Source organism: Acinetobacter sp. YH12058 (assembly GCF_013419805.1).
Classification (GTDB): domain Bacteria; phylum Pseudomonadota; class Gammaproteobacteria; order Pseudomonadales; family Moraxellaceae; genus Acinetobacter; species Acinetobacter towneri.
On sequence record NZ_VOZL01000001.1, the window covers coordinates 208,860 to 229,370 of the forward strand.

General features: G+C 41.2%; 21 protein-coding genes. 10 read left to right on the top strand and 11 right to left on the bottom strand.

Annotated features, from left to right (window positions below):
* Nucleotides 1–108: 108 nt before the first annotated feature.
* The gene (locus tag FTU09_RS01065) at nucleotides 109–1,428 is read left to right on the top strand and encodes an MFS transporter (RefSeq protein WP_180079414.1); all 1,320 of its coding nucleotides are present in this window, start codon (nucleotides 109–111) and stop codon (nucleotides 1,426–1,428) included.
* A gap of 4 nt (nucleotides 1,429–1,432) precedes the next feature.
* Nucleotides 1,433–2,068 carry a 2-polyprenyl-3-methyl-6-methoxy-1,4-benzoquinone monooxygenase gene (gene coq7 / locus FTU09_RS01070; protein ID WP_004973212.1) on the top strand — a complete coding sequence of 212 codons (636 nt, stop codon included), beginning with the start codon at nucleotides 1,433–1,435 and terminating at the stop codon, nucleotides 2,066–2,068.
* Nucleotides 2,069–2,383: 315 nt separating this feature from the next.
* On the opposite strand, the gene FTU09_RS01075 is transcribed toward coq7, so the two are convergent.
* The 8 genes from FTU09_RS01075 to FTU09_RS01110 form a co-directional block, all read right to left on the bottom strand.
* Complete coding sequence (locus tag FTU09_RS01075; protein ID WP_179995121.1) at nucleotides 2,384–2,821, bottom strand: 2-amino-4-hydroxy-6-hydroxymethyldihydropteridine diphosphokinase; 438 nt, start codon at nucleotides 2,819–2,821, stop codon at nucleotides 2,384–2,386.
* Nucleotides 2,778–3,158, bottom strand: a complete 381-nt coding sequence (gene folB, locus FTU09_RS01080) for a dihydroneopterin aldolase (protein WP_004973210.1) — start codon at nucleotides 3,156–3,158, stop codon at nucleotides 2,778–2,780. The genes FTU09_RS01075 and folB overlap by 44 nt, the downstream gene beginning before the upstream one ends.
* 152 nt (nucleotides 3,159–3,310) lie before the next feature.
* Nucleotides 3,311–4,609 (bottom strand): AarF/ABC1/UbiB kinase family protein, encoded by a 1,299-nt coding sequence (locus FTU09_RS01085; RefSeq protein ID WP_026438367.1) that lies wholly within the window; start codon nucleotides 4,607–4,609, stop codon nucleotides 3,311–3,313.
* A gap of 58 nt (nucleotides 4,610–4,667) precedes the next feature.
* Nucleotides 4,668–5,396 (bottom strand): HesA/MoeB/ThiF family protein, encoded by a 729-nt coding sequence (locus FTU09_RS01090; RefSeq protein ID WP_096900943.1) that lies wholly within the window; start codon nucleotides 5,394–5,396, stop codon nucleotides 4,668–4,670.
* Between the two features lie 163 nt (nucleotides 5,397–5,559).
* Complete coding sequence (locus tag FTU09_RS01095; RefSeq protein ID WP_004973205.1) at nucleotides 5,560–6,270, bottom strand: hypothetical protein; 711 nt, start codon at nucleotides 6,268–6,270, stop codon at nucleotides 5,560–5,562.
* 255 nt (nucleotides 6,271–6,525) lie between these two features.
* Nucleotides 6,526–8,172, bottom strand: coding sequence for an AMP-binding protein (locus FTU09_RS01100; RefSeq protein WP_131260808.1), 1,647 nt, complete (start codon nucleotides 8,170–8,172; stop codon nucleotides 6,526–6,528).
* A gap of 276 nt (nucleotides 8,173–8,448) precedes the next feature.
* Nucleotides 8,449–9,585: an acyl-CoA dehydrogenase family protein gene (locus tag FTU09_RS01105; protein WP_180079415.1), complete on the bottom strand. Its 1,137-nt coding sequence runs from the start codon at nucleotides 9,583–9,585 to the stop codon at nucleotides 8,449–8,451.
* A gap of 148 nt (nucleotides 9,586–9,733) precedes the next feature.
* On the bottom strand, nucleotides 9,734–10,504 hold the full coding sequence (locus FTU09_RS01110) for a 3-hydroxyacyl-CoA dehydrogenase (RefSeq protein ID WP_180079416.1): 771 nt from the start codon (nucleotides 10,502–10,504) through the stop codon (nucleotides 9,734–9,736).
* A 142-nt stretch (nucleotides 10,505–10,646) separates the two neighbouring features.
* Here FTU09_RS01110 and FTU09_RS01115 point away from each other — a divergent pair, with 142 nt between their 5' ends.
* The 3 genes from FTU09_RS01115 to FTU09_RS01125 all read left to right on the top strand — a co-directional run bounded on the left by FTU09_RS01115 (nucleotide 10,647) and on the right by FTU09_RS01125 (nucleotide 13,398).
* Nucleotides 10,647–11,672 carry an AraC family transcriptional regulator gene (locus FTU09_RS01115; RefSeq protein ID WP_178865887.1) on the top strand — a complete coding sequence of 342 codons (1,026 nt, stop codon included), beginning with the start codon at nucleotides 10,647–10,649 and terminating at the stop codon, nucleotides 11,670–11,672.
* 260 nt (nucleotides 11,673–11,932) lie between these two features.
* The gene (locus FTU09_RS01120) at nucleotides 11,933–12,283 is read left to right on the top strand and encodes a hypothetical protein (RefSeq protein ID WP_180079417.1); all 351 of its coding nucleotides are present in this window, start codon (nucleotides 11,933–11,935) and stop codon (nucleotides 12,281–12,283) included.
* Nucleotides 12,284–12,486: 203 nt separating this feature from the next.
* Entirely contained in the window at nucleotides 12,487–13,398 is a 912-nt protein-coding gene (locus FTU09_RS01125; RefSeq protein ID WP_004973196.1) for a bestrophin family protein, read from the top strand.
* A gap of 114 nt (nucleotides 13,399–13,512) precedes the next feature.
* Here FTU09_RS01125 and prmC read toward each other — a convergent pair whose 3' ends face one another.
* Nucleotides 13,513–14,343, bottom strand: a complete 831-nt coding sequence (gene prmC, locus FTU09_RS01130) for a peptide chain release factor N(5)-glutamine methyltransferase (protein ID WP_167846066.1) — start codon at nucleotides 14,341–14,343, stop codon at nucleotides 13,513–13,515.
* Entirely contained in the window at nucleotides 14,343–15,431 is a 1,089-nt protein-coding gene (prfA, locus tag FTU09_RS01135; RefSeq protein ID WP_004973192.1) for a peptide chain release factor 1, read from the bottom strand. The genes prmC and prfA overlap by 1 nt, the downstream gene beginning before the upstream one ends.
* Before the next feature lie 386 nt (nucleotides 15,432–15,817).
* Between prfA and FTU09_RS01140 the strand changes: the two genes are divergently transcribed.
* The 5 genes from FTU09_RS01140 (at nucleotide 15,818) to FTU09_RS01160 (ending at nucleotide 19,468) form a co-directional block, all read left to right on the top strand.
* Nucleotides 15,818–16,243, top strand: a complete 426-nt coding sequence (locus tag FTU09_RS01140) for a glycine zipper 2TM domain-containing protein (protein ID WP_180060227.1) — start codon at nucleotides 15,818–15,820, stop codon at nucleotides 16,241–16,243.
* A gap of 245 nt (nucleotides 16,244–16,488) precedes the next feature.
* On the top strand, nucleotides 16,489–16,986 hold the full coding sequence (locus FTU09_RS01145; protein WP_004973185.1) for a hypothetical protein: 498 nt from the start codon (nucleotides 16,489–16,491) through the stop codon (nucleotides 16,984–16,986).
* 221 nt (nucleotides 16,987–17,207) lie between these two features.
* Complete coding sequence (locus FTU09_RS01150) at nucleotides 17,208–18,212, top strand: LLM class flavin-dependent oxidoreductase (RefSeq protein WP_180038039.1); 1,005 nt, start codon at nucleotides 17,208–17,210, stop codon at nucleotides 18,210–18,212.
* A 72-nt stretch (nucleotides 18,213–18,284) separates the two neighbouring features.
* Nucleotides 18,285–18,722: a hypothetical protein gene (locus FTU09_RS01155; protein ID WP_218945593.1), complete on the top strand. Its 438-nt coding sequence runs from the start codon at nucleotides 18,285–18,287 to the stop codon at nucleotides 18,720–18,722.
* A gap of 191 nt (nucleotides 18,723–18,913) precedes the next feature.
* Nucleotides 18,914–19,468, top strand: a complete 555-nt coding sequence (locus FTU09_RS01160; RefSeq protein WP_004973179.1) for a hypothetical protein — start codon at nucleotides 18,914–18,916, stop codon at nucleotides 19,466–19,468.
* Between the two features lie 114 nt (nucleotides 19,469–19,582).
* Here the strand turns inward: FTU09_RS01160 and FTU09_RS01165 are convergent, their stop codons facing one another.
* Nucleotides 19,583–20,419, bottom strand: a complete 837-nt coding sequence (locus tag FTU09_RS01165; protein ID WP_004973178.1) for a pyruvate, water dikinase regulatory protein — start codon at nucleotides 20,417–20,419, stop codon at nucleotides 19,583–19,585.
* Nucleotides 20,420–20,511 lie beyond the last annotated feature (92 nt).

Consider the following 20,511-nt stretch of genomic DNA (forward strand, 5'->3'; position numbering starts at 1 on the left):
ATTTGATTTTTTCATCAGTGAAAAGACTTGAAACATCATACATGATTTTCTGTACTATTATATCAAGCGGTCACATTTCTTAATAAAACTAAACGAAGTTAATCACGCATGGAAAAAAATGAACATTTGTTGAGGAGTCGTCGCTTTTTGCCGATGTTTCTCACTCAATTTTTTGGCGCACTCAATGATAATGTGTATAAACAAGCGCTGCTTTTGGTCTTTACCTATGGCTGGATTAGCCAACAATCTGCAAATGTCAGCACCCTGAACAATTTGGCAGCCCTGCTGTTTATTTTGCCCTATTTCATTTTTTCTGCCACCGCAGGACAATTGGCAGACAAGTATGAACGCGCTCAATTGGTACGTGCCATCAAACTGCTTGAAATTATCATCATGCTGATTGGTACCGTTGGTTTTATTTTAGGAAATTTGTGGCTGTTGCTGATGGCCTTGTTTTTAATGGGCGCACAATCGACCTTTTTTGGCCCAATCAAATATGCCATTTTGCCTGAAGTGCTCAAACCGCATGAACTGATGTCAGGGAATGCAATTTTCCAGTCAGGTACATCCATTGCAATTTTACTGGGGATGATTTTAGGTGGCGCTGTCATTTCTGTTTCTGCGGGAAATTTACTGTGGATTAGCCTGACCGTCATTGTAATTGCACTAATTGGTTATGCTTCAAGTCGTTTTGTGCTGACGCAGCGCGTCACGGCACCCGACATTCAAATTGACTGGAATTTTTTCCGTACCAGTTTCCAGACTTTAAAATATGCCAAAAGCCTGCCGATGATTTTTCTAATATTATTGGGCAATTCTTGGTATTGGTTTTATGGGGCAACGTATTTAACCCAAATTCCACAGCTCACTCAACAAAACTTGCATGCTTCTGAAAATGTGGTGAGTTTATTACTGACACTCTTTTCTGTCGGTATTGGCGTAGGTTCTTTGCTCTGCCGTAAAATAGGCGGTACCGAGGTCAATATTAAAATGGTGCCTATTGGCGCAGTCGGTTTAACCGTCTTTGCTTTTTATTTGGCAGGCACATTGGCTTTTGTACCAGAAAAAACAGGCGCACTACTGGGCTTAGCCGAAGTCTTTCAGCAAGGCTGGAGTTATTATCATGTCATGTGTGCAGTCACTTTACTGGGCATTAGTGGCGGTTTTTACATTGTGCCCTTGTATGCCATGATGCAAGCCTATTCCCCTCGCTCGCACCGCGCACGTGTGGTCGCAGCCAACAATATTTTAAATGCGGTATTTATGGTGTCATCTGCCATTTTTTCGATTTTAATTTTAAGCATTTTAAAAATTGATTTAAAAATTTTATTTAGTATTACGGCTGTTTTAAGTGCTGTTTTCACCTTTTGGCTCTTGTTAAAGCTCAAGCCAATGTTAGATACTGCACAGGACTCTTTGGAGGATTAATTTCATGCGTCATTACACAGGCATCGACAAGTTTATTCATTCATTTGACCAAGCCTTACGTAGTTTAGTACCTGGCACAACTTCGGCTCAACGTGAAAACCCGGGCAATACGGTTGAAACCAAATTGGCTGTGAGTGAAGCACGTCATGTTGCAGGCTTAATGCGAGTAAACCATAGTGGTGAAGTCTGTGCACAAGCCTTATATCACGGTCAGGCTTTAACTGCGAAATTGCCCAATGTACGTCGTGAAATGGAACAGGCTGCAATTGAAGAACAAGACCATTTGGCGTGGTGCGAAGACCGCTTAAAAGAGTTAGACAGTCACACCAGTTTGCTTAATCCTGTATGGTATGGCTTGTCTTTTGGGATGGGTGCAATTGCAGGTATTGCGGGCGATAAATACAGTTTGGGTTTTGTGGCAGAAACTGAACGTCAAGTCAGCTTGCATTTAGAACATCATATTAGCCAATTGCCTGAACAAGATGATCGTTCACGTAAAATTCTAGTCCAAATGAATGAAGATGAATTGCATCATCGCGATACGGCGCTCAAAGCAGGTGGTGTAGATTTGCCTGTACCTGTACGTTTGACCATGACTGCGATTTCCAAGCTCATGACCAAGACCAGTTATTATATTTAATGAATTGATAACACTTAAACGCTCACAATTGTGGGCGTTTTTTTATGTCATTGGAATAGAAAACATCTCGATTAAAACGATCAAAAAATAACAGAGAAAGAGCCGATCTTGAGTTATCCCAAGATTTATCCGCAGATTTTGTGGATATTTTTTAAGTGCAAAGCCGTATAAATACAGAAAAATATTGTTTTTGATGGTTTTTCATACAAATATATCAGAAAGATATGACACGGTGATGTTAACCGAAACGAGATCACAGATCACAGCCAAAATTTAAAGATGTGTAGTACGAATCTACCCCTTTTATTGGCTGATTTATTCTTCACAACTCACAATTGGGTAGTCATGCTCTGGATGCACAAAAGCCTCATCTTGCCAAATATCCCACATTGGAATTTTAACATCTAAAGCCAGTGGCATTTTTTTCGGATTGAATTGCATTTGAGCTAAATTTTCACCCCACGCAATAATATCAATATCCAGTGGAATGTCATGCGATGGGCGCACACGCCCTGCTGCAACTTCCAATTCCTTAAGGATGACGTTTAGATGCTCAAAGCTTAAACGGCTTTTTAGCAAACAAGCAGAATTCCAATAGTCTGCACCAATTCCATCACGGCATGGAATCAGATAAATGTGCGAAAAATGCACTTCACCCAATGCAGCAATTTGCTGATAGGCATTTTTAAACTGACGCGGTGCTTCGCAGTTACTCGCCAGAGCGAGGGCAAAAATCGTTTCGGTGGCGTTCAAGACGAATTCCTACAGAATTGGCTTCTGGAATAATGGCAGGTTTGCGAATGGTGATGGTAATGGATTCAATGGCGGCAAAAGTCGTAAAAAGTGCATCCAATACCAATTGTGCGGCATGCTCAATCAATTTGGGCGCAGCCTGCTGAATCACTTGCGCTGAAATGCTGCAAATTTCTGCATAATTGAGCGTGTCTTGCAACTCATCTGAAGCTGCAGCTTGGCTTAAATTGGTGGCAATAATCAAATCCAACATAAGCGGTTGTTGAATCTGACGCTCCCATGCAAAACAGCCGACGACTGTTTCTACCTTTAAGCCTTCAATGATAATTGCATCCATGACCACACTCTATATTTCATTTTAAATCCTTCTATCTCTGTCTATTGAAAGGGATATTTGCCGTATTTTAAAGCCACACTGAACTCATAAAACAAAAGATCGGTGGCTTTAAAACATGCAACCAGAAGGCTTGATTCGCCCAATATGGATAATTAATGCTTTAACAACAAATTCGGATCAATGCTTTGTACCATCTGCAATCGTTGATCGGCATAAATATCGGTATAAGGTGCTAAAACGCGCATGAAACGGTCAAAGTACAGCATTTGCTTGAACAGTAAAGCAAAGTCACGCGGGAAACGAATCCCATGACGCTCACCCACAGCAACCATATCGAGCATAATGTCATTTAAATCGGCAGGGTTAGAAGTCAGCAACTCTTGAGGATCGGCCAGCAATACGCCACTAAATAAACGCTCTAAATCTGCTGCCAAAACCTGAGTATCAATTTGCTTGTCGGTCATGCCCATTTTGAGCATATTTTCAGCCATAAGCGTGTAGTTGGTATTTTGTAGAGCATCCATAAAAGCCATACATGCAGTCCACACTTCAGGATTCAGCTGTCCAACAATACCAAAATCAATAAAGCCGACACGCCCATCTTCAAGCAACATCAGGTTGCCTGCGTGTAAATCGGCATGGAAACTGTTACACATCATCAAGCTACCAAACCATGTATTCATGGCAGTAATCAACACTTGCGATGGATCGTTAGATACTTGTTTCACCACGTCAAAATCGGTCAAAGGTACGCCATACAAACGCTGCATGGTCAATACGCGACGGGTGGAATATTGATGATAGACCTTAGGTGCAGTGGCTTTTGTATTTTGGGTTAAATTCAGATAATTAATAAAATCATCTAGGTTACGTGCTTCTTCAATAAAGTCGACTTCACGCACCATACGGGTTTTGATTTCTTCGACAATATCGGCCAATGACGCAAATTTGACTTTAGGTACAGCTTTTTCGAGCAGTTTAGTCGCCCAGTGCAAGACGTTTAAATCGGTATAGAGAATGGTTTCTACACCCGGTTTTTGCACTTTAATCACTACATCTTCGCCACTCACCAATTTTGCAGCATGTACTTGTGCGATAGATGCTGAAGCTAAAGGCTTTTCATCTATTGAGGCAAATATTTCATCTAAATTGCGCCCTGCAAATTCAGATGCCAATACTTGCTGTACATAGCTAAACGGTAAAGTTGGAGTTTGGTCTAAACAACCTTGAAATTCTTCGACATATTCACGTGGGAACAATGACGGTGTACTGGCAATAAACTGCCCAAGTTTAATGTAGGTTGAACCTAAAGATTCAAATGTTTCGCGCATGAGTTTGGCATTACTTGGCTTTTCAGTGGCATATTTAATGCCTGCTTTGGCTGCCACTACGGCAGTTTCACCCATGCGAGCAACTGAACGTAAACCATCTAACCAGATATTATTTTTCATCATGTCTGAGTCATATTAAAGTAGTGAGAGTTTAACAAAAAATTGCCAAGTAAAAAGGCTATCTTGCCTGACAAACTGGACAGTTGTGGTCTTGATCAAACGACAATAAGCGTTGTTTCATGCTTAAACCATCCCAAAGTAATAGCTTTTGTTTCAGCGCGGTGTTGCCTAAACCCAAGTACAATAAGGCATGATGCGCTTGTAAACTGGCCATGACGTTGGGAGTGGTTGCCAATACGCCACTGTCAGCGCAGCGCAAACTTTCATTGGCATGTTGTTCTTTCGGGAACAGACATTCATAGCAAGCAGAATCACCTTCGACCATGAACATTTGCCCTTGAAAACCAATGGCAGAGGCACTGAGTAAAGGTACATTCAATTGTCGGCAATATTGATTGACCAAATATCGGGTACTGAAATTATCACAACCATCTAAAACTAGGTCTTGTTGGGCAACTAAAGTGCCTGCATTTTGCGCATCTAACAGCGTGGTTAAACAAACAATCTCGATATAAGGATTAATTTGCATTAATCTTTTTGCGAGAATTTCGGCCTTATAAAAGCCTAAATCTGCGGGGGTATAGGCGATTTGTCGTTGCAAATTACTGGTTTCAATCACATCAGCATCAATCAGAGTGATTTTTCCCACGCCTGCACGTGCAAGTAATTCTGCGCTTAAACAGCCAATCCCGCCACACCCCACAACAAGTACGTTGGCCAGTTTTAATTTTTCTTGGGCTTCAATATCCCAGCCATCCAATAAAATTTGTCGGCTATATAGATGCATTTCTGCATCGCTCAATTCCAACTGAGTATCGAATATGCTTTCCAAGAAAATGCCCTATTCTGCAAAACCAAAACGCCAAGTATAACGGGTATTCAAAGCAAACCGCCATGACGGCGGTTGAATTGTTGCGTATTTGAACAGATGGAGATGTGCAACGACTTGCTTAAAAGTGCATCCGCATGCCTACGTTATAAGTAACGCCATCGGCATCGCCTATATATTCATTATAATAGGCAATTCCACCATTCCAGTAACATGCCGTATTCCCGACTTTGTCTGAGGTTGTCCCATCTTTACAGGTGGTATTCGAGGTGCTGTCATATAACCATTTATAACCGGCAGTGGCGTAAATCGAGAAATCAGGAACAAAGTTCAAACCGACTTCTACGCCCACAGGTAAAGTGACAAAATTGACATCATTGGCAAGCAGCTTTGAACTTGCGCCGCTATAACCTAGACCTGCGTATGTATTGAAATAAAAACCATGATAGCTGATCAGGTTTAAATTCCCGCCCATATTGAATTCATAATAATCCAAATCGTATTCATTGTTTTTTAAGAATTCCAATCTGCCATAAAAACCTGAGCGATGTGGCGTGGTGGAAACACCCAAAGCAAAACCATCTAGTTCTACTGTATCGCCACTGTCAAAATCTGCTTCAAAATTGGCGTATTCGGCAAAGACTGCATAATTTTTTTGTGGCGTTTTTGCTGCTGGATAGCTGGAATAGGCTGTACTTTCAGCAGTTGGCGCTGGGTTCCAGTTTTGTGCATAACTGCCAGAGGCACACAACAGTAAAGCTGCGCCCATCCATATCGACTTCGTAAATATCCGCTTTGACGGCTGCGTGAAATTTAAATGAGCTGTTACCATGATGTTCTCCCCCAATATGTATTGCGCTGCCTACATGCTTTTATCGTAATCGAAGTACATGCAGCCTTGTTCATTGTGTCAGCATAAAGTTGAAAATATCACATCACCAATATGATGCACACATTTTCTATCGATTGAGTTCGTGCTTGCATAATCGGGTGGTTTAAATAAAGAATACAGATTTAAAAAAACGCCAATCTGTATGAATGGCGTTTTTCTTATGGCGCAATAATTAACAGGGCCTATTGGCTGAATTTAGCTCACTTTTTTAAAAGCATTTTGTTTTGCAATTTCTTGTTGCTTCAATAAATTACGCTGAATTTTTCCACTGGATGTTTTAGGCAAACTGCTGACAAATTCAATTTCTTTAGGATAGGCATGTTTCGATAAGCGTGAACGCACATACTGTTGCAGCTTTTCCTGCAATGCAGTGCTTGGTTGATATTGATTTTTTAACACCACAAAGGCTTTTACCACTTCTGTACGCTCTGGGTCTGGCTTACCAATTACTGCGGATTCAAGCACTTCCTCACATTCAAGCAAAGTACTTTCTACATCAAAAGGCCCGACACGATAACCCGAAGTTGTAATGACATCGTCTGCACGACCAATAAAATCAATCCCACCAAATTCATTTAAACGTACCGTATCACCCGTTAAATAATACTGTCCCACAAATGATTTACGGTCATCCCCATCGTAACCTTTGAACCACATTAAAGGCGATTGTGATTCATCCAGTGCAAGTGTGCCAATTTCGCCGTGAGCGACTTCCTGATGCTGTGCATTTAAAACCGCGAAACGATGTCCGGGAATAGCATAACCCGCAGAACCTACTTTTTTCTGATGTTCCAGTGCATGATGATTGGCAATCACCATCCCCAATTCGGTTTGTCCATATTGATCATAAATATTGACTTGTAAATCATGCTTAAACCAATGAATCACTTCTGGTGTGAGCGGCTCGCCTGCACTGCTAACCACACGCAGATGTCGTTGAATATCACCATCAAACTTTTCTTTAAAACCAAAGAACATTCTAAATGCGGTTGGTGAACCTGTTAAATTACTCACCTGATATTTACGGATAATTTCCAGTGCATGATCAACACTAAATGGACGTTCATCCATAATAATGCTATGCCCCAAACTCAGTGGCCCTGTAATACCGTAATACAAGCCATAAGCCCAACCAGGGTCGGCTAAATTCCAAAATGAATCTTCTGCTCTTAAATCGACTGCATGCTGCATATAACCTTTAAATGCCACAATGGCTTTTAAAGGCACAGGTACAGATTTAGCTAAACCCGTAGTGCCTGATGTAAACATCATCAGAAAATCATCTTCAAAACTGCGATACACGGTTTCAAAGTAAGTGTCTTGAGTGCTTAGAACTTGCCAAAAATCTGTATCATGGTTTTGAGCTTGATTTGCTGCGTCCACAGTTAAAATTTTCACATTAGACAAGGCATTTAGTTTTGGACGCTGCTCAGTATTGGTCACAATGAGCTGCGTCTTTGCAGTTTGAATACGGTGCTCAATCGCTTTAGATTCAAAGGCTGTAAATAAAGGCTGATACACTGCCCCAATGCGCCATGTGGCAAAAACCGTAATTAACAATTCAGGCGTACGCGGCAATAATCCTGCAATACAATCACCTGCTTTTAAGCCCAGTTGAGTAAAATAATTTGCCAATTTTCCAGATGCTTCTGCCAGTTGATCAAATGTCCACGATGCAGTTTGACCGTGTTTGCCTTCCCAAATTAAGGCAGTTTGTTGAGTACCCGTATAGCGTCCGCAACATTCTTCATAGGCATTAAGTGCCGTTGGCGTTCCTGCCAATTGGGTTTGAATCAGTTGCTCAATATCAAACTGTTGATATGCCTCTTGCAAAGTTTTCATTCTTTTAAGCTCCGTCTTAAACTGATGACACTGCAATTCATTTGCAGCAATATGCGTTATTGTTTTAACCGTTTTTACAAGTTAGGATTGAATCGCTCTTTAAAATTTAAATTAGGTTTGCTGTGTTGAAGTCGATCATGCAACGCAATCACGACATGATCTTCGCGTATTTTTCAATCAAGTTAGCTAAACATGATTTGAACATTTTCTCAATTTCCACATCCTGCAATAACCTTGCAAGCTTTGGACACCGACTAAAGTTTTAGATACTCAGCTTTAACGCTTAGTCACTTCACGTGCAATCACCAAACGCTGAATATCGGATGCACCTTCATAAATTTGGCTAACGCGCACATCGCGGTAAATACGTTCAACTGGGAAATCAGATACATAGCCATAGCCCCCATGTACTTGAATCGCATCTGAACACACACGCTCTGCCATGGTTGAAGCAAAAAGCTTGGCCATAGATGCTTCTTTTAAACACGGTAAGCCTGCATCTTTGAGGCTTGCGGCATGTAGAATAAGCTGTCGTGCAGCTTCAATCTGTGTTGCCATATCTGCCAAGCGAAACGCGACTGCCTGATGTTGCACAATTTCAACTCCAAAAGCTTTACGCTCATTGGCATAGTCCACGGCTGCATCTAAAGCTGCTCGCGCCATACCCACCGATTGCGCGGCAATACCAATACGCCCCGACTCTAAATTAGAGAGTGCAATTTTGTAGCCTTCACCTTCTTGCCCCAATAGGTTTTCTGCAGGAATACGGCAGTTTTCCAACACGATGGTGGCGGTATCGGAACAGTGCTGTCCCATTTTGTCTTCTAAACGTGCCACGATATAACCTGGTGTGTTCGTCGGGACTAAAAAGCAGGAAATGCCTTTTTTACCCGCAGTTTTGTCCGTTACAGCAAAAACTAAAGCAACATCTGCATATTTGCCTGTGGTGATAAACTGCTTGGTGCCATTTAAAACCCAATCCTCGCCATCTTTTTCAGCTTTACATTCAATCGCGCTGGCATCAGAGCCGACTTGTGGTTCAGTTAAACAAAAGCAGCCTAACCATTCGCCTGTTGCCAGTTTAGTTAAATATTTTTGTTTTTGCGCCTCTGTGCCGTAGCGTTGTGTAATTCCGCATGGCAATGAGTTTTGCACACTCACAATCGTTGAAATTGCACCATCACCCGCAGCAATTTCTTCTAAGGCTAAAACGAGAGATACATAATCTAAACCTGCACCGCCCCATTCTTCTGCAACGGTCATGCCCAAAGCACCTAGCTCACCCAGTTCTTTTAACTCCTTTGCAGGGAATTCAGCAGTTTTATCACGTGCCGCTGCAGTTGGTTTAAGCTTTTCCTGTGCATAACTGCGCAGCATATCCTGAATCATTTTTTGTTCATGGCTTAAAATCATGGTGACCCTCTGTTTATATGGTAGATGTTGTTTTTGTCAGGAATGCGCGCAACATCCTTGTGCTGTATTGCAACGGTTTTTTAGTATCCAGTTTTTCAATACTTGAATTTTTGCTTAGGCTATTTTATGGATATAGCATCGTCATAACTTATTTCGGTTGCATACGAATTGCGCCATCCAAACGAATCACTTCACCGTTTAAATAACCATTTTCAAAAATATGACCCACCAATTGCGCAAATTCTTCAGGCTTTGCCAAACGTGGTGGAAATGGCACCATTTGCCCTAAAGCATCTTGCACATGCTGTGGAAATGCTTTCAGCATCGGGGTTTCCATAATACCGGGGGCAATCGTCATCACCCGAATGGCTTCACGTGCCAATTCACGTGCCAAAGGCAGCGTCATCCCCACAATTGCACCTTTCGATGCAGAATACGCACTTTGTCCAATCTGCCCATCAAATGCTGCAACCGAAGCAGTATTCACAATCACACCACGCTCTTCTTCATCGGCGGCTAAGTCATATTTCGCCATCAGTTGTGCCGCAAAACGGATCATATTAAAACTGCCCGTGACATTAATATTCAGCACTTTTTGGAACATTGCCAAATCATGCAAACCATCACGTCCCAAGACTTTGGCAGACGGTGCAATGCCTGCACAATTCACCAAGCCATTTAACTGTCCGTATTTTTGCTCAATATGGTTAAAAAGCTGCTGTACTTGGTTTTCATCGGTCACGTCTACAGCTACGAAGTCTGCATTTTCGCCCAATTGCTGTTGAAGCTGCTGCCCAAGTTCTTGATTCATATCAACCAAAATAACTTTTGCACCTTGCGCAACTAAATGTTGTGCAGTCACAGCGCCTAAACCCGATGCACCACCCGTGACCACACAGACTTTTCCTTGAATTTTCATTTTATTTTCCTTATAAATTTTCAGGTTGATACAACTTAAGAAACAGATTAATCACACTCAAGCTAGAGTACAATTTCCAAACCCTGCATCGACTATGATGTATTTGAACACTCAACTTGTAAATGGAATACCACGCCATCCCATGAATGCAACTCAGCTCACTTACAGCAAAGGTACAATTTCAATTGCTTTAGTCCATGAAGCTTTGCATACTGCACAGCAACGCGGTATGGATACGCATGCGATTTTGCAGACGGCGGGTATTCCTGCAGAGCTGTTACATTCCAACAAAGCGAGGGTGTCAATTCTGCAATATGGTCAATTGTGGATTGCACTGGCAGATGCCATGAACGATGAATTTTTTGGCATGGACAGCCATGCTATGCGTCGTGGCAGTTATCAACTCTTGTCTAAATGGGTGTACCAAGCAGAGCATTTAAAGGCCGCATTACAGGACATTTTAAATTTCTTTAATTTAATACTGGATGATTTTTCAGGTGAATTAAACGTAGATGGTGAATATGCAATCTTAACCATTCACGATAAAGATCAAGTGAAACCGATGTTTAGTTATGCCACTTATTTAATGCTGATTCATGGCTTGATGTGCTGGCTGACAGGACAACGTATCGCTATTTTAAACATGCAACTCAAATGTGCTGCCCCGCAGGATGATGCTGATTATCGTGTCCGTTTCTGTGATGAAATTGAATATGCGTGTACAGCGCATAAGATTTATTTTGAGGCAAAACATCTTGATTTAAAAATCAAGCAGGATAAAAAAAGTTGGAAACGCTTTTTAAAACAAACACCTTTTAACCTTTTGGTGCGTTATAAAAACCCACATGCGCTGAGTCATAAAATCCGTAAACAATTAATGCGATTGCCGCCGAGTGAGTGGTTAGAACTGAACGAATTAACCCAACATTTCAATATGTCTGAAGCGACGTTCCAACGGCGTTTAAAGCAGGAAGGCACCAGCTATCAGCAATTAAAAAATGAAATCCGTCGAGATACGGCAATTGAATTGTTGAGCAAAACCCAACAATCACTTCAGGAAATTAGCGATCAATTAAATTTCCATGATCCTAGCGCTTTTCATCGTGCCTTTAAAAAATGGACTGGGGTCAATCCTGGTGCATATCGACAATATACCGAAAGCTCATAATTGAAAGCTCATAATTGCGTGACTTATCACCTACTACTCAGCCACTATTTTGTGTATTTTACAAACAACTTAATTATAAAAGAAAACTCATCGCTGTGATTTCAAGGTTGAGCAGTGAACTGGACGTTCATCGGCACTGCATTGTCAAAGTATTAAATTTAGTTTACTTTTCAATCAATTTAAAGCATAAATTTTATGCAATTCGGCTGTCATACTCCCCCTGTAATATTAAATGTACGAGCATCTTTGGAGGTTTCCCCATGCTTAAGATGATGGATGTACTTGAACACAATCTAGTTCAAAATTTCTCTCACTCCCTCAACCAAACTTCTGACCAATTAGATGAATTACTCAATCAAAGTATTCTAAATACCTCAGAAGAACAGTTACGCAATGTCATGTCTGCGTTTTTCAAACGTGAAGATGCACTTGAAGCAGCGCAAGCCCTAGATATTTGCCAAGAAGATTTACAATCTTTACAAGCAGGTTTAGCACTCAAAGATGAACACCTGTGCGATACCGCTAAAATTGTTGCACTATGTTTAGCTTTAGAAACAGACAGTTTGGCACAAGTTGAAATTCCAGACTGTTTGCAAGATTACCCGATGTAAGCTAAAACTTTGAGCATTCAGTTGCTGAAAGTATTTAAAAAGTGATGTCTTCATGGCATCACTTTTTTATTGGCTGTTGCAATAATAAATAAGAAAAATTGACTTTAAGCCGCTTGCTGCTTTTTGAATCAAAAGCTAGCTATCATCTTGCCAAGCGTTGTTTGTCTATGAAACACTAAGGACAGCTTCAAGGATGCATCAAGATGATTATTCGCAATAAAAACAACAGTTTTACCCTACTGTTTGCATGGTATGGGACAATTTTACCCACGGTCTTACCTGCACTTGCAATTGTGGTCTTCCTTTCTACGGTCTTAGTGTATTTGTCTTCTCACCACTTTTTTCAAGTGCCGAGCGTACCAGCCATTGGCTTTACCATTTTCGGTATTATTTTGTCTATTTTCCTCAGTTTTAGAAATAACGCCAGTTATGAACGTTGGTGGGAAGGTCGAAAATTGTGGGGGACGTTAATTGCAACATCACGGCATATTTCACGTGACTCATACGTACTGCCAGATCAACAGCGTCGGGTCTTGATGTATCGGGTCATGTTGTTTAGTAATTTATTGCGTAACCGTTTACGCAATCAAAACCAACCTATCGATTTTTATCAAAACAAAGTCAACCTCACATCTGCAGATTATGAAGCATTATTTCCGCATATTAATGCCGCACAGTTTATTTTAGAAAGCATTCAAAAAGAGTTAGTCAGCGCACTGAAAACAGGTGAAATTTCCGATATTATTTATCAAGGCTTGAATCAACATATTGTTGAATTGGGTAATGTGCAAGCAGGTTGCGATCGAATTCTCAGCACACCCTTGCCTTTTTCTTATTCAGTCTTGTTGCACCGCACTGTGTATTGCTTCTGCTTTATTCTGCCTTTTAGTTTAGAAGCAAGTTTAGGAATCTGGACACCAATTTTGGTGGGTTTAATTGCCTATTTATTCTTAGGTTTAGATGCTCTCAGCGAACAACTTGAAGAACCTTTTGGCCTGCAAGACAATGATTTACCGCTCAACTCCATGGTGCGATTAATTGAACGGGAAATGCTGAGTTCACTTGGCGAAGAACTGCCACCTGCAATTTTGGCAGTGAAAGGCAACCTAAGCTGACATCAGTTGAGTTGAGGCTCATAAATTGGTCTTGCACTTAAACTTTGCTAATCATTCGTCTATGTTTGCAAGCTGATAAATAGATCTCACAAGATTTTTAACTGATATAACACATCAGCCAGCAAGCCATTGTGCTAAAGTCACCCGATCATTGCCTGCATAATCTTTGACTGTACGAATGTCAGAAAAACCGTGTTCTGCAAAAATCGCTTGCACTGCTAAAGCTTGGTCATAGCCATGCTCTAGTGCAATCCATCCATTTGCTTTCAGCCAGTGCTTACCCTGCGAAATAATCTGCAGAATATCTGCCAAACCCTGATCTGCTGCCACCAATGCACGTTCAGGCTCTGCTGCCAAAGCAGACATGTGTGCATCATTAGCATCTATATACGGCGGATTAGATACAATTAAATCAAAACGTGGCTCGGCTGCTGAACCCAATGCCTCAAACCATGCACCACGGGCAAATTGCACCTGATTTAAAGCATGCTTGCTTGCATTTTCTTGAGCAACTGCAAGCGTTGGCAGGTAAATATCGGTTGCGGTTACCTGCCAATCTGGACGTTCAGATGCTAAAGCCAAAGCAATCGCCCCTGTACCTGTGCCTAAATCGACAATTACAGCATCACGTTGTAATGACAAAGCCAACACAGTTTCGACCAAAACCTCGGTATCAGGACGTGGCACCAAAGTATCGTGCGTGACTTTTAAATCCAGTGTCCAAAATGGCTGTGAACCTGTGATATACGCCAAAGGCTCGCCTGCTGCTATACGTGCCAAAGCCTGCACATACATCTGCTCTTGCGCGGCACTCAATTCCTGATCTGCACGATATTTTAATTCAAGCGCACTGAGTCCTAAAAAATGCTCTAACAACCAAATATTTTCTTGACGCTCATAGCTATCGACTTCACCACGTAGCGCCAAGGCTTGCGCAATATTCATTAACCACCGTTTTGCTGAGCAAGCATCGCCAACTGATCTGCCTGATATTCACGATGCAGACTATCTAGTAGTTCAGTTAAATCACCTTCCATCACCGCATCCAACTTATATAAAGTCAGGTTAATACGATGATCTGTCATACGTCCTTGCGGATAGTTATAGGTACGAATACGCTCAGAACGGTCACCCGAACCCACCAAATCACGACGCATTTCTGAAGTTGCTGCATCTGCTGCAGCACGTTTGGCATTTTCCAAACGTGATGCCAACAACGCCATCGCTTTCGCTTTGTTTTTATGCTGTGAACGCTCTTCCTGACATTCCACCACAGTACCCGTCGGAATGTGGGTTATACGCACTGCAGAGTCGGTTTTGTTAACGTGCTGACCACCCGCACCCGAAGCACGATAGGTATCGATACGCAAATCGGCAGGGTTAATATCTACCGTGGTGTCTACATCTACTTCAGGTAAAATTGCCACAGTACACGCTGATGTATGCACACGACCTTGCGATTCAGTCGCAGGAACACGTTGCACACGATGCGCACCACTTTCAAACTTCAAACGGCCATACACGCCTTCGCCATTCACCAAGCAAATGACTTCTTTATATCCGCCGTGTTCACCTTCATTTTCAGATAAAATTTCGATTCTCCAGCCCTGACTTTCGGCATATTTGCTATACATGCGGAATAAGTCACCCGAGAAAATCGCGGCTTCATCGCCACCTGTCCCTGCGCGAATCTCCAAATAAGCCGAGTTGGCATCATTCGGGTCTTTTGGAATCATTAAAATATTTAAGTCAGCTTCAAGTTGCTGAATCAGCGCTTTATTGTCTTTAATTTCTTCTTGCGCCATTTCCTTAAAGTCAGGATCAGACAACATTGCTTCGGCTGTTTCAATATCGGCTTCGGCTTGTGTGTATTGTGACCACACTGCCGTAATTTCGTCTAAATCACTGTGTTCACGTGATAATTGACGAAAACGCTTGTTATCTGAAATCACTTCAACATCTGCCAACAAAGCAGTCAATTCTTCATGGCGGTCAGAAAGCTGATCTAATCGTAAACGTAACGATTCTTTCATTGTTTAAAAAATCTCAATGCAAAGGCTGTTACATGCAACACGCAGCACAGCGAAATAAAAAATTGCGCATAGTTTACCGATTCTACCACCCAAATAACATCATTATTAAGTCTGTACGATGTTTGAAATGCCTATCTGCAGATGTTCTAGCAGTATTTCTGCTTGATGATGCTGTGCATTGCGGTGAATGTACAACTCACCAAGTACCGCAATTAGCATCCGCATTTGGACATTTTTTTAGCAATTTTAATCAAACTCATACAAAGCCCACACCAAAGAACACCAATCTCGTCTGCACTCTCCACATTTTAAAAGCGGCGCTTTGTTAAATTGAGCCCATCAAAATTGATCATAAATAAGTCCTATAAATGGACATGGAGTTCAACATGAAACTTAATGCAATGTTAATGACAGCAGCTTTAGCCACAGCTTCAATGCTCAGTGCCAACGTTTATGCAGACAATACTACGCGCGTTGCCGCAGCCAGTGCTTTAGGCAGTGTTGCAGGTACAGCTATTGGTAAAAATATGGGTGGTACTACGGGTGCAACACTAGGCGCTGCCTTAGGCGGTGCTGGTGGTGCAGCCGTGGCGAGTGATAAGCGTCATCGTACTGAATCTGCAATTGGTGGTGCTTTGGGTGGTGGTGCGGGTTATACCGTAGGTAAAAATATGGGCGGTACCAATGGTGGTTATATTGGTTCAGCTTTAGGTGCAGCAGGTGGTGCAGCACTCGGCAATAAAATCTCGAAAGATAAAGAATATGACCGCTATCAAGAACGTAAATGGAAGAAAAAACGCAACCATCGCTAATCTTGAACGATAGGTATAGAGCAGCAAAAAAGCATCAACACAGGTTTGATGCTTTTTTATAGGATTAATTTTTCTTCATATATCAGTTCAAAAAAACGACCATAATCAATATGAAGAAATTTAGCAGTGCAATTACAAAGTCTTTACCAAACTTTGCAGATTTACCTCATTGCCCTTCACGATCTTTGCCATCTGTTTCTATATCTTCATTACAAAACATATTAATCAATATTTGGAGCATCCGCATGAAACTTAATCGTATTTTATTGGGTAGCGTTATCGCAAGTTCTGCCTTGCTTATGAGTACTGCGCATGCAAACGATACACGTGTTGCCGTAAGTTCTGCCTTGGGTGGTGCTGTCGGAGCAGCAATTGGTCAACAAATGGGTGGACAAACAGGCGCGATGATTGGTTCAGCCATTGGTGGTGCGGGCGGTGCTGCAGCTTCTGCCAATAAACGTGACCGTAACGGTGCCATGATTGGTGCTGCCTTGGGCGGTGCAGGTGGATATAGCGTTGGTCGCAATATGGCAGGCAACAATGGTGGCTATGTCGGTGCAGGACTCGGCTCTGCAGGTGGTGCAGTATTAGGTCAAAAAGTTAGTGAAGACCGTCGTGATGATCGTTATGACCGCCGCTATGATAGCCGTGGCTATCGCTACAATGACTACCGTTATAATGACCGTTACCGCAAAGACAATGGCTTACATTTAGGTCACTATAAAAATGGTAAACGTCGTTAATTTCTCACGATACTTCTAACAATCAGCACCTTCGGGTGCTTTTTGTTTGCTGACTACTTGCTTGGATAAATGTTTTTTTATAAAGCGTGCTTTTGGGATGAATGTCGCGCGTTGTTAAATGGCAATATCTCATGACTCGCCCATATATCGAAAATTTTCGATATACAAAATCAGTGCAGCATCGTATGATAAAACTCTCTTTAATCAAGCTGGAATAAATGATGCGTTCCCTGCAAGACACAAAATTTGCCATTCTTGAACTCGCACCTGTACGTGATGATCAATCAGTACAGTTTTCACTGCATCATGCACTTGAATTAGCACGACACGCAGAACAACTCGGCTATGACCGTTTGTGGTTGGCGGAACATCATAATATGGATGGCATTGCCAGCTCAGCAACCGCAGTTCTTTTGGGTTATTTATTAGCAAATACGCAAAAAATTAAACTCGGTTCTGGCGGTATTATGCTCCCCAACCACGCACCGTTAGTGGTCGCTGAACAGTTTGGAACTTTAGCGACTTTATATCCTAACCGTATTGAACTCGGTTTAGGTCGCGCACCAGGCACAGATCAAGTGACCATGCGTGCGCTGCGTCGTGGGCGACAGGACACTGAAGATCAATTTCCGCAAGATGTTTTAGAAATTTTGCATTACTTTAAAGATGCTGAACCACAACAACGTATTGTTGCTACGCCAGGACAAGGGACACACGTTCCTGTATGGTTGCTTGGTTCAAGTTTATTTAGCGCACAACTTGCTGCAAAATTAGGACTACCCTACTCATTTGCCTCACACTTCGCCCCGCGTATGCTTGCTCAAGCCATTCAGTTATATCGTGACAATTTTGAGCCTTCAGAATATTTAGAGCGGCCTTATGTGTCTATGGGTGTGCCAACAGTGGTTGCAGATACCGACCAAGAAGCAGAATTTTTGGCGACTAGTGCCTATCAGCGTGTTTTAGGTTTAATGCGTGGACAAAGCCTAAAACTCAAAGCTCCTGTCGAAAGTATGGAAGGTTTGTGGTCGCCTGCAGAAAAAATGTCCGTCGATAGTTTTTATGGCATGGCACAAATTGGTTCTAAGGCTACAGTCAAAGCAGGATTAGAAAACTTATTGGCAAAGTATGATGTCGATGAGTTTATTTTTTCCTGTGATATCTATGACACAGAAAAACGCTTATACAACTTTGATTTACTCATGCAAATGAAGAAAAATATTTAATTCATTCAACACACCTTACAGCCAAATCAAGGGCTGTAAGGTAACTAAATTCTTAAGGTATTATTGGATCATATGTTAATTTTTAAACAGAAGCTTCTACCCGTTTTCTTTGGCACTTTGTTTACAGTGCTAGGCTGTTCTGAATCGTCACTGAATAATCAAACAGAAATCATCATACCAAAACTACAATATTCAGGTGATGGAAGTAATGCTAGCTACAGTGAAGCAATAATTACCCTTGAAGGAAAATGCTTGTATTTCACAGCAAACCAGACGAATTTTCTTCCTATTTTTGCGACTCAACAAGCTTACTGGGATTCGAGAAATGATGTATTAGTCGTAGATAATAAAACGTATAAAAATGGCGATAGAGTTGCCTATGGTGCAGGTGAAGCCTCTAATATTGATTTAGATTCATATTCATGGATCATAAAACCAAACTCTGCTTGCGTTAAAAATAATTCTATTATTATCAATAAATTAACATCTCCTTTACCAACTTCTGACTAAGAGTGTAAATAATTATAATTACAAAAAATTTGTATTTTCTTGTTTTCTCCCGCTTAAATCTCAGTTGAATTAATTTTCAATCTTTAGGAATGACTGGCTCGCCTGCACAAAAGACTTTACCAAACAGTACTGCCCCAACAAAATAGAGTAAATGTTCTAATTTATAAAATGAATAAATCAAGAGATTCAGCATGGTCAGTCCTAAACACGACGTACATAGACACGCTTTTCAAAACTGCTTGGCAGATTTTCAAGAATTCCAAGGCGAATGCATTCCTGCAACTGAAATCAAACAGCATGACTTCACAGGTTTACGCGTTGCAGTTATTGGTGCAAATCAGGACAGCGTGGCACAACTCGATAGAATTTGTCAGCAAGCGACATCTGTTCAAGTCTTTCAAATTGCACCGCATTTTGTCCTGCCAAGTACAGAACGTGGCATCCATCGCCTAATTAGCCATCCTTTGGTGTTTAAAAATCGACGTTTGTTTAATAACCGCGTCAAAAATATTTTGGCTTTACGCTTTTTAGATGCTCAAGTCAAAGACACGTGGCTTAAACGTCAACTCACACCAAACATTGCAGATACACATCAACGCTATTTTAAATCTGATCATTATTATTCAGCTTTACAACGCGAAAATTGCCATTTGATTACTTGGCCAATTGTCAAAGTCTGTGCACATAGCGTGCATAGTATTGATGGACAAGAACATCCAATTGATACCATTATCACTACATTTTAAGTCACACTAAAAGCATTATCATTTAAATAAATAGTAGCTTGATTTTTATTCTATTTAAATCCAATAAAAAAGAGCCAAAATAAAATTTTGGCTCTTTTAATACATATAGTTTCATTAACCAATACGACGTTTTAAACCTGTCATTTGTAAAACACGTGTTGAAATTTCTTCAATCGACATTTCTGAAACATTTAAATATTTAATCCCTTCTGAAATATAAATACCTTCAATCGCACGCAATTCCATTTGGCATTGATTAAAACTTGCATAACGGCTATTGGCTTTACGTTCAGTACGAATTGCCACAAGGCGTTCAGCATCAATCATCAAGCCAAATAACTTATGTTTATGCGGCTTTAATACGGCTGGCAAACGGTTGTCATCGAGGTCTTCTTCAGTCAATGGATAGTTCGCCACACGAATCCCGAACTGTAAAGAAAGGTAGATGGAAGTTGGCGTTTTACCCGAACGCGACACCCCAATCAGAATCAGATCGGCCTTGTCGTAATGACGTGTACGTGCGCCATCATCGTTATCTAAGGCAAAATGCACCGCATCAATACGTGCCTTGTAAGATTCAGAATCTGTTACGGCATGCGTCTGCCCGACCAAAGTGGTTGGTGGTGTTCCTAACTCTTCAGAAAGCTTACTAATTAAGCCTTCAAATACATCTAAATTAATTGCTTTGGCAGTGTTGATAATGTCACGCACATATTGGTCAACCAAGGTATCAAACACCAAAGGTAATTGACCATCAATTTGTGCTCGGGCATTAATCTCTGCCACCACATTCATAGCCGCTTCTTCAGACGTAATATAAGGATGAATATGAATATCAAAGTCCACATTTGGAAATTGCGCTAAGAGTGAATGTCCAAGGGTTTCAGCCGTAATTGCAGTTCCATCGGAAATAAAAAAAACACTCCGCTTAATTTGTTTACCATCTGACATTAAAATTCTCCTTAAACATTTGTCTTAGTGCTATATAATCTTTATAGTAAACCGATCTTACATGACTGTCGCTTAGTAAAACCAAATTGCTA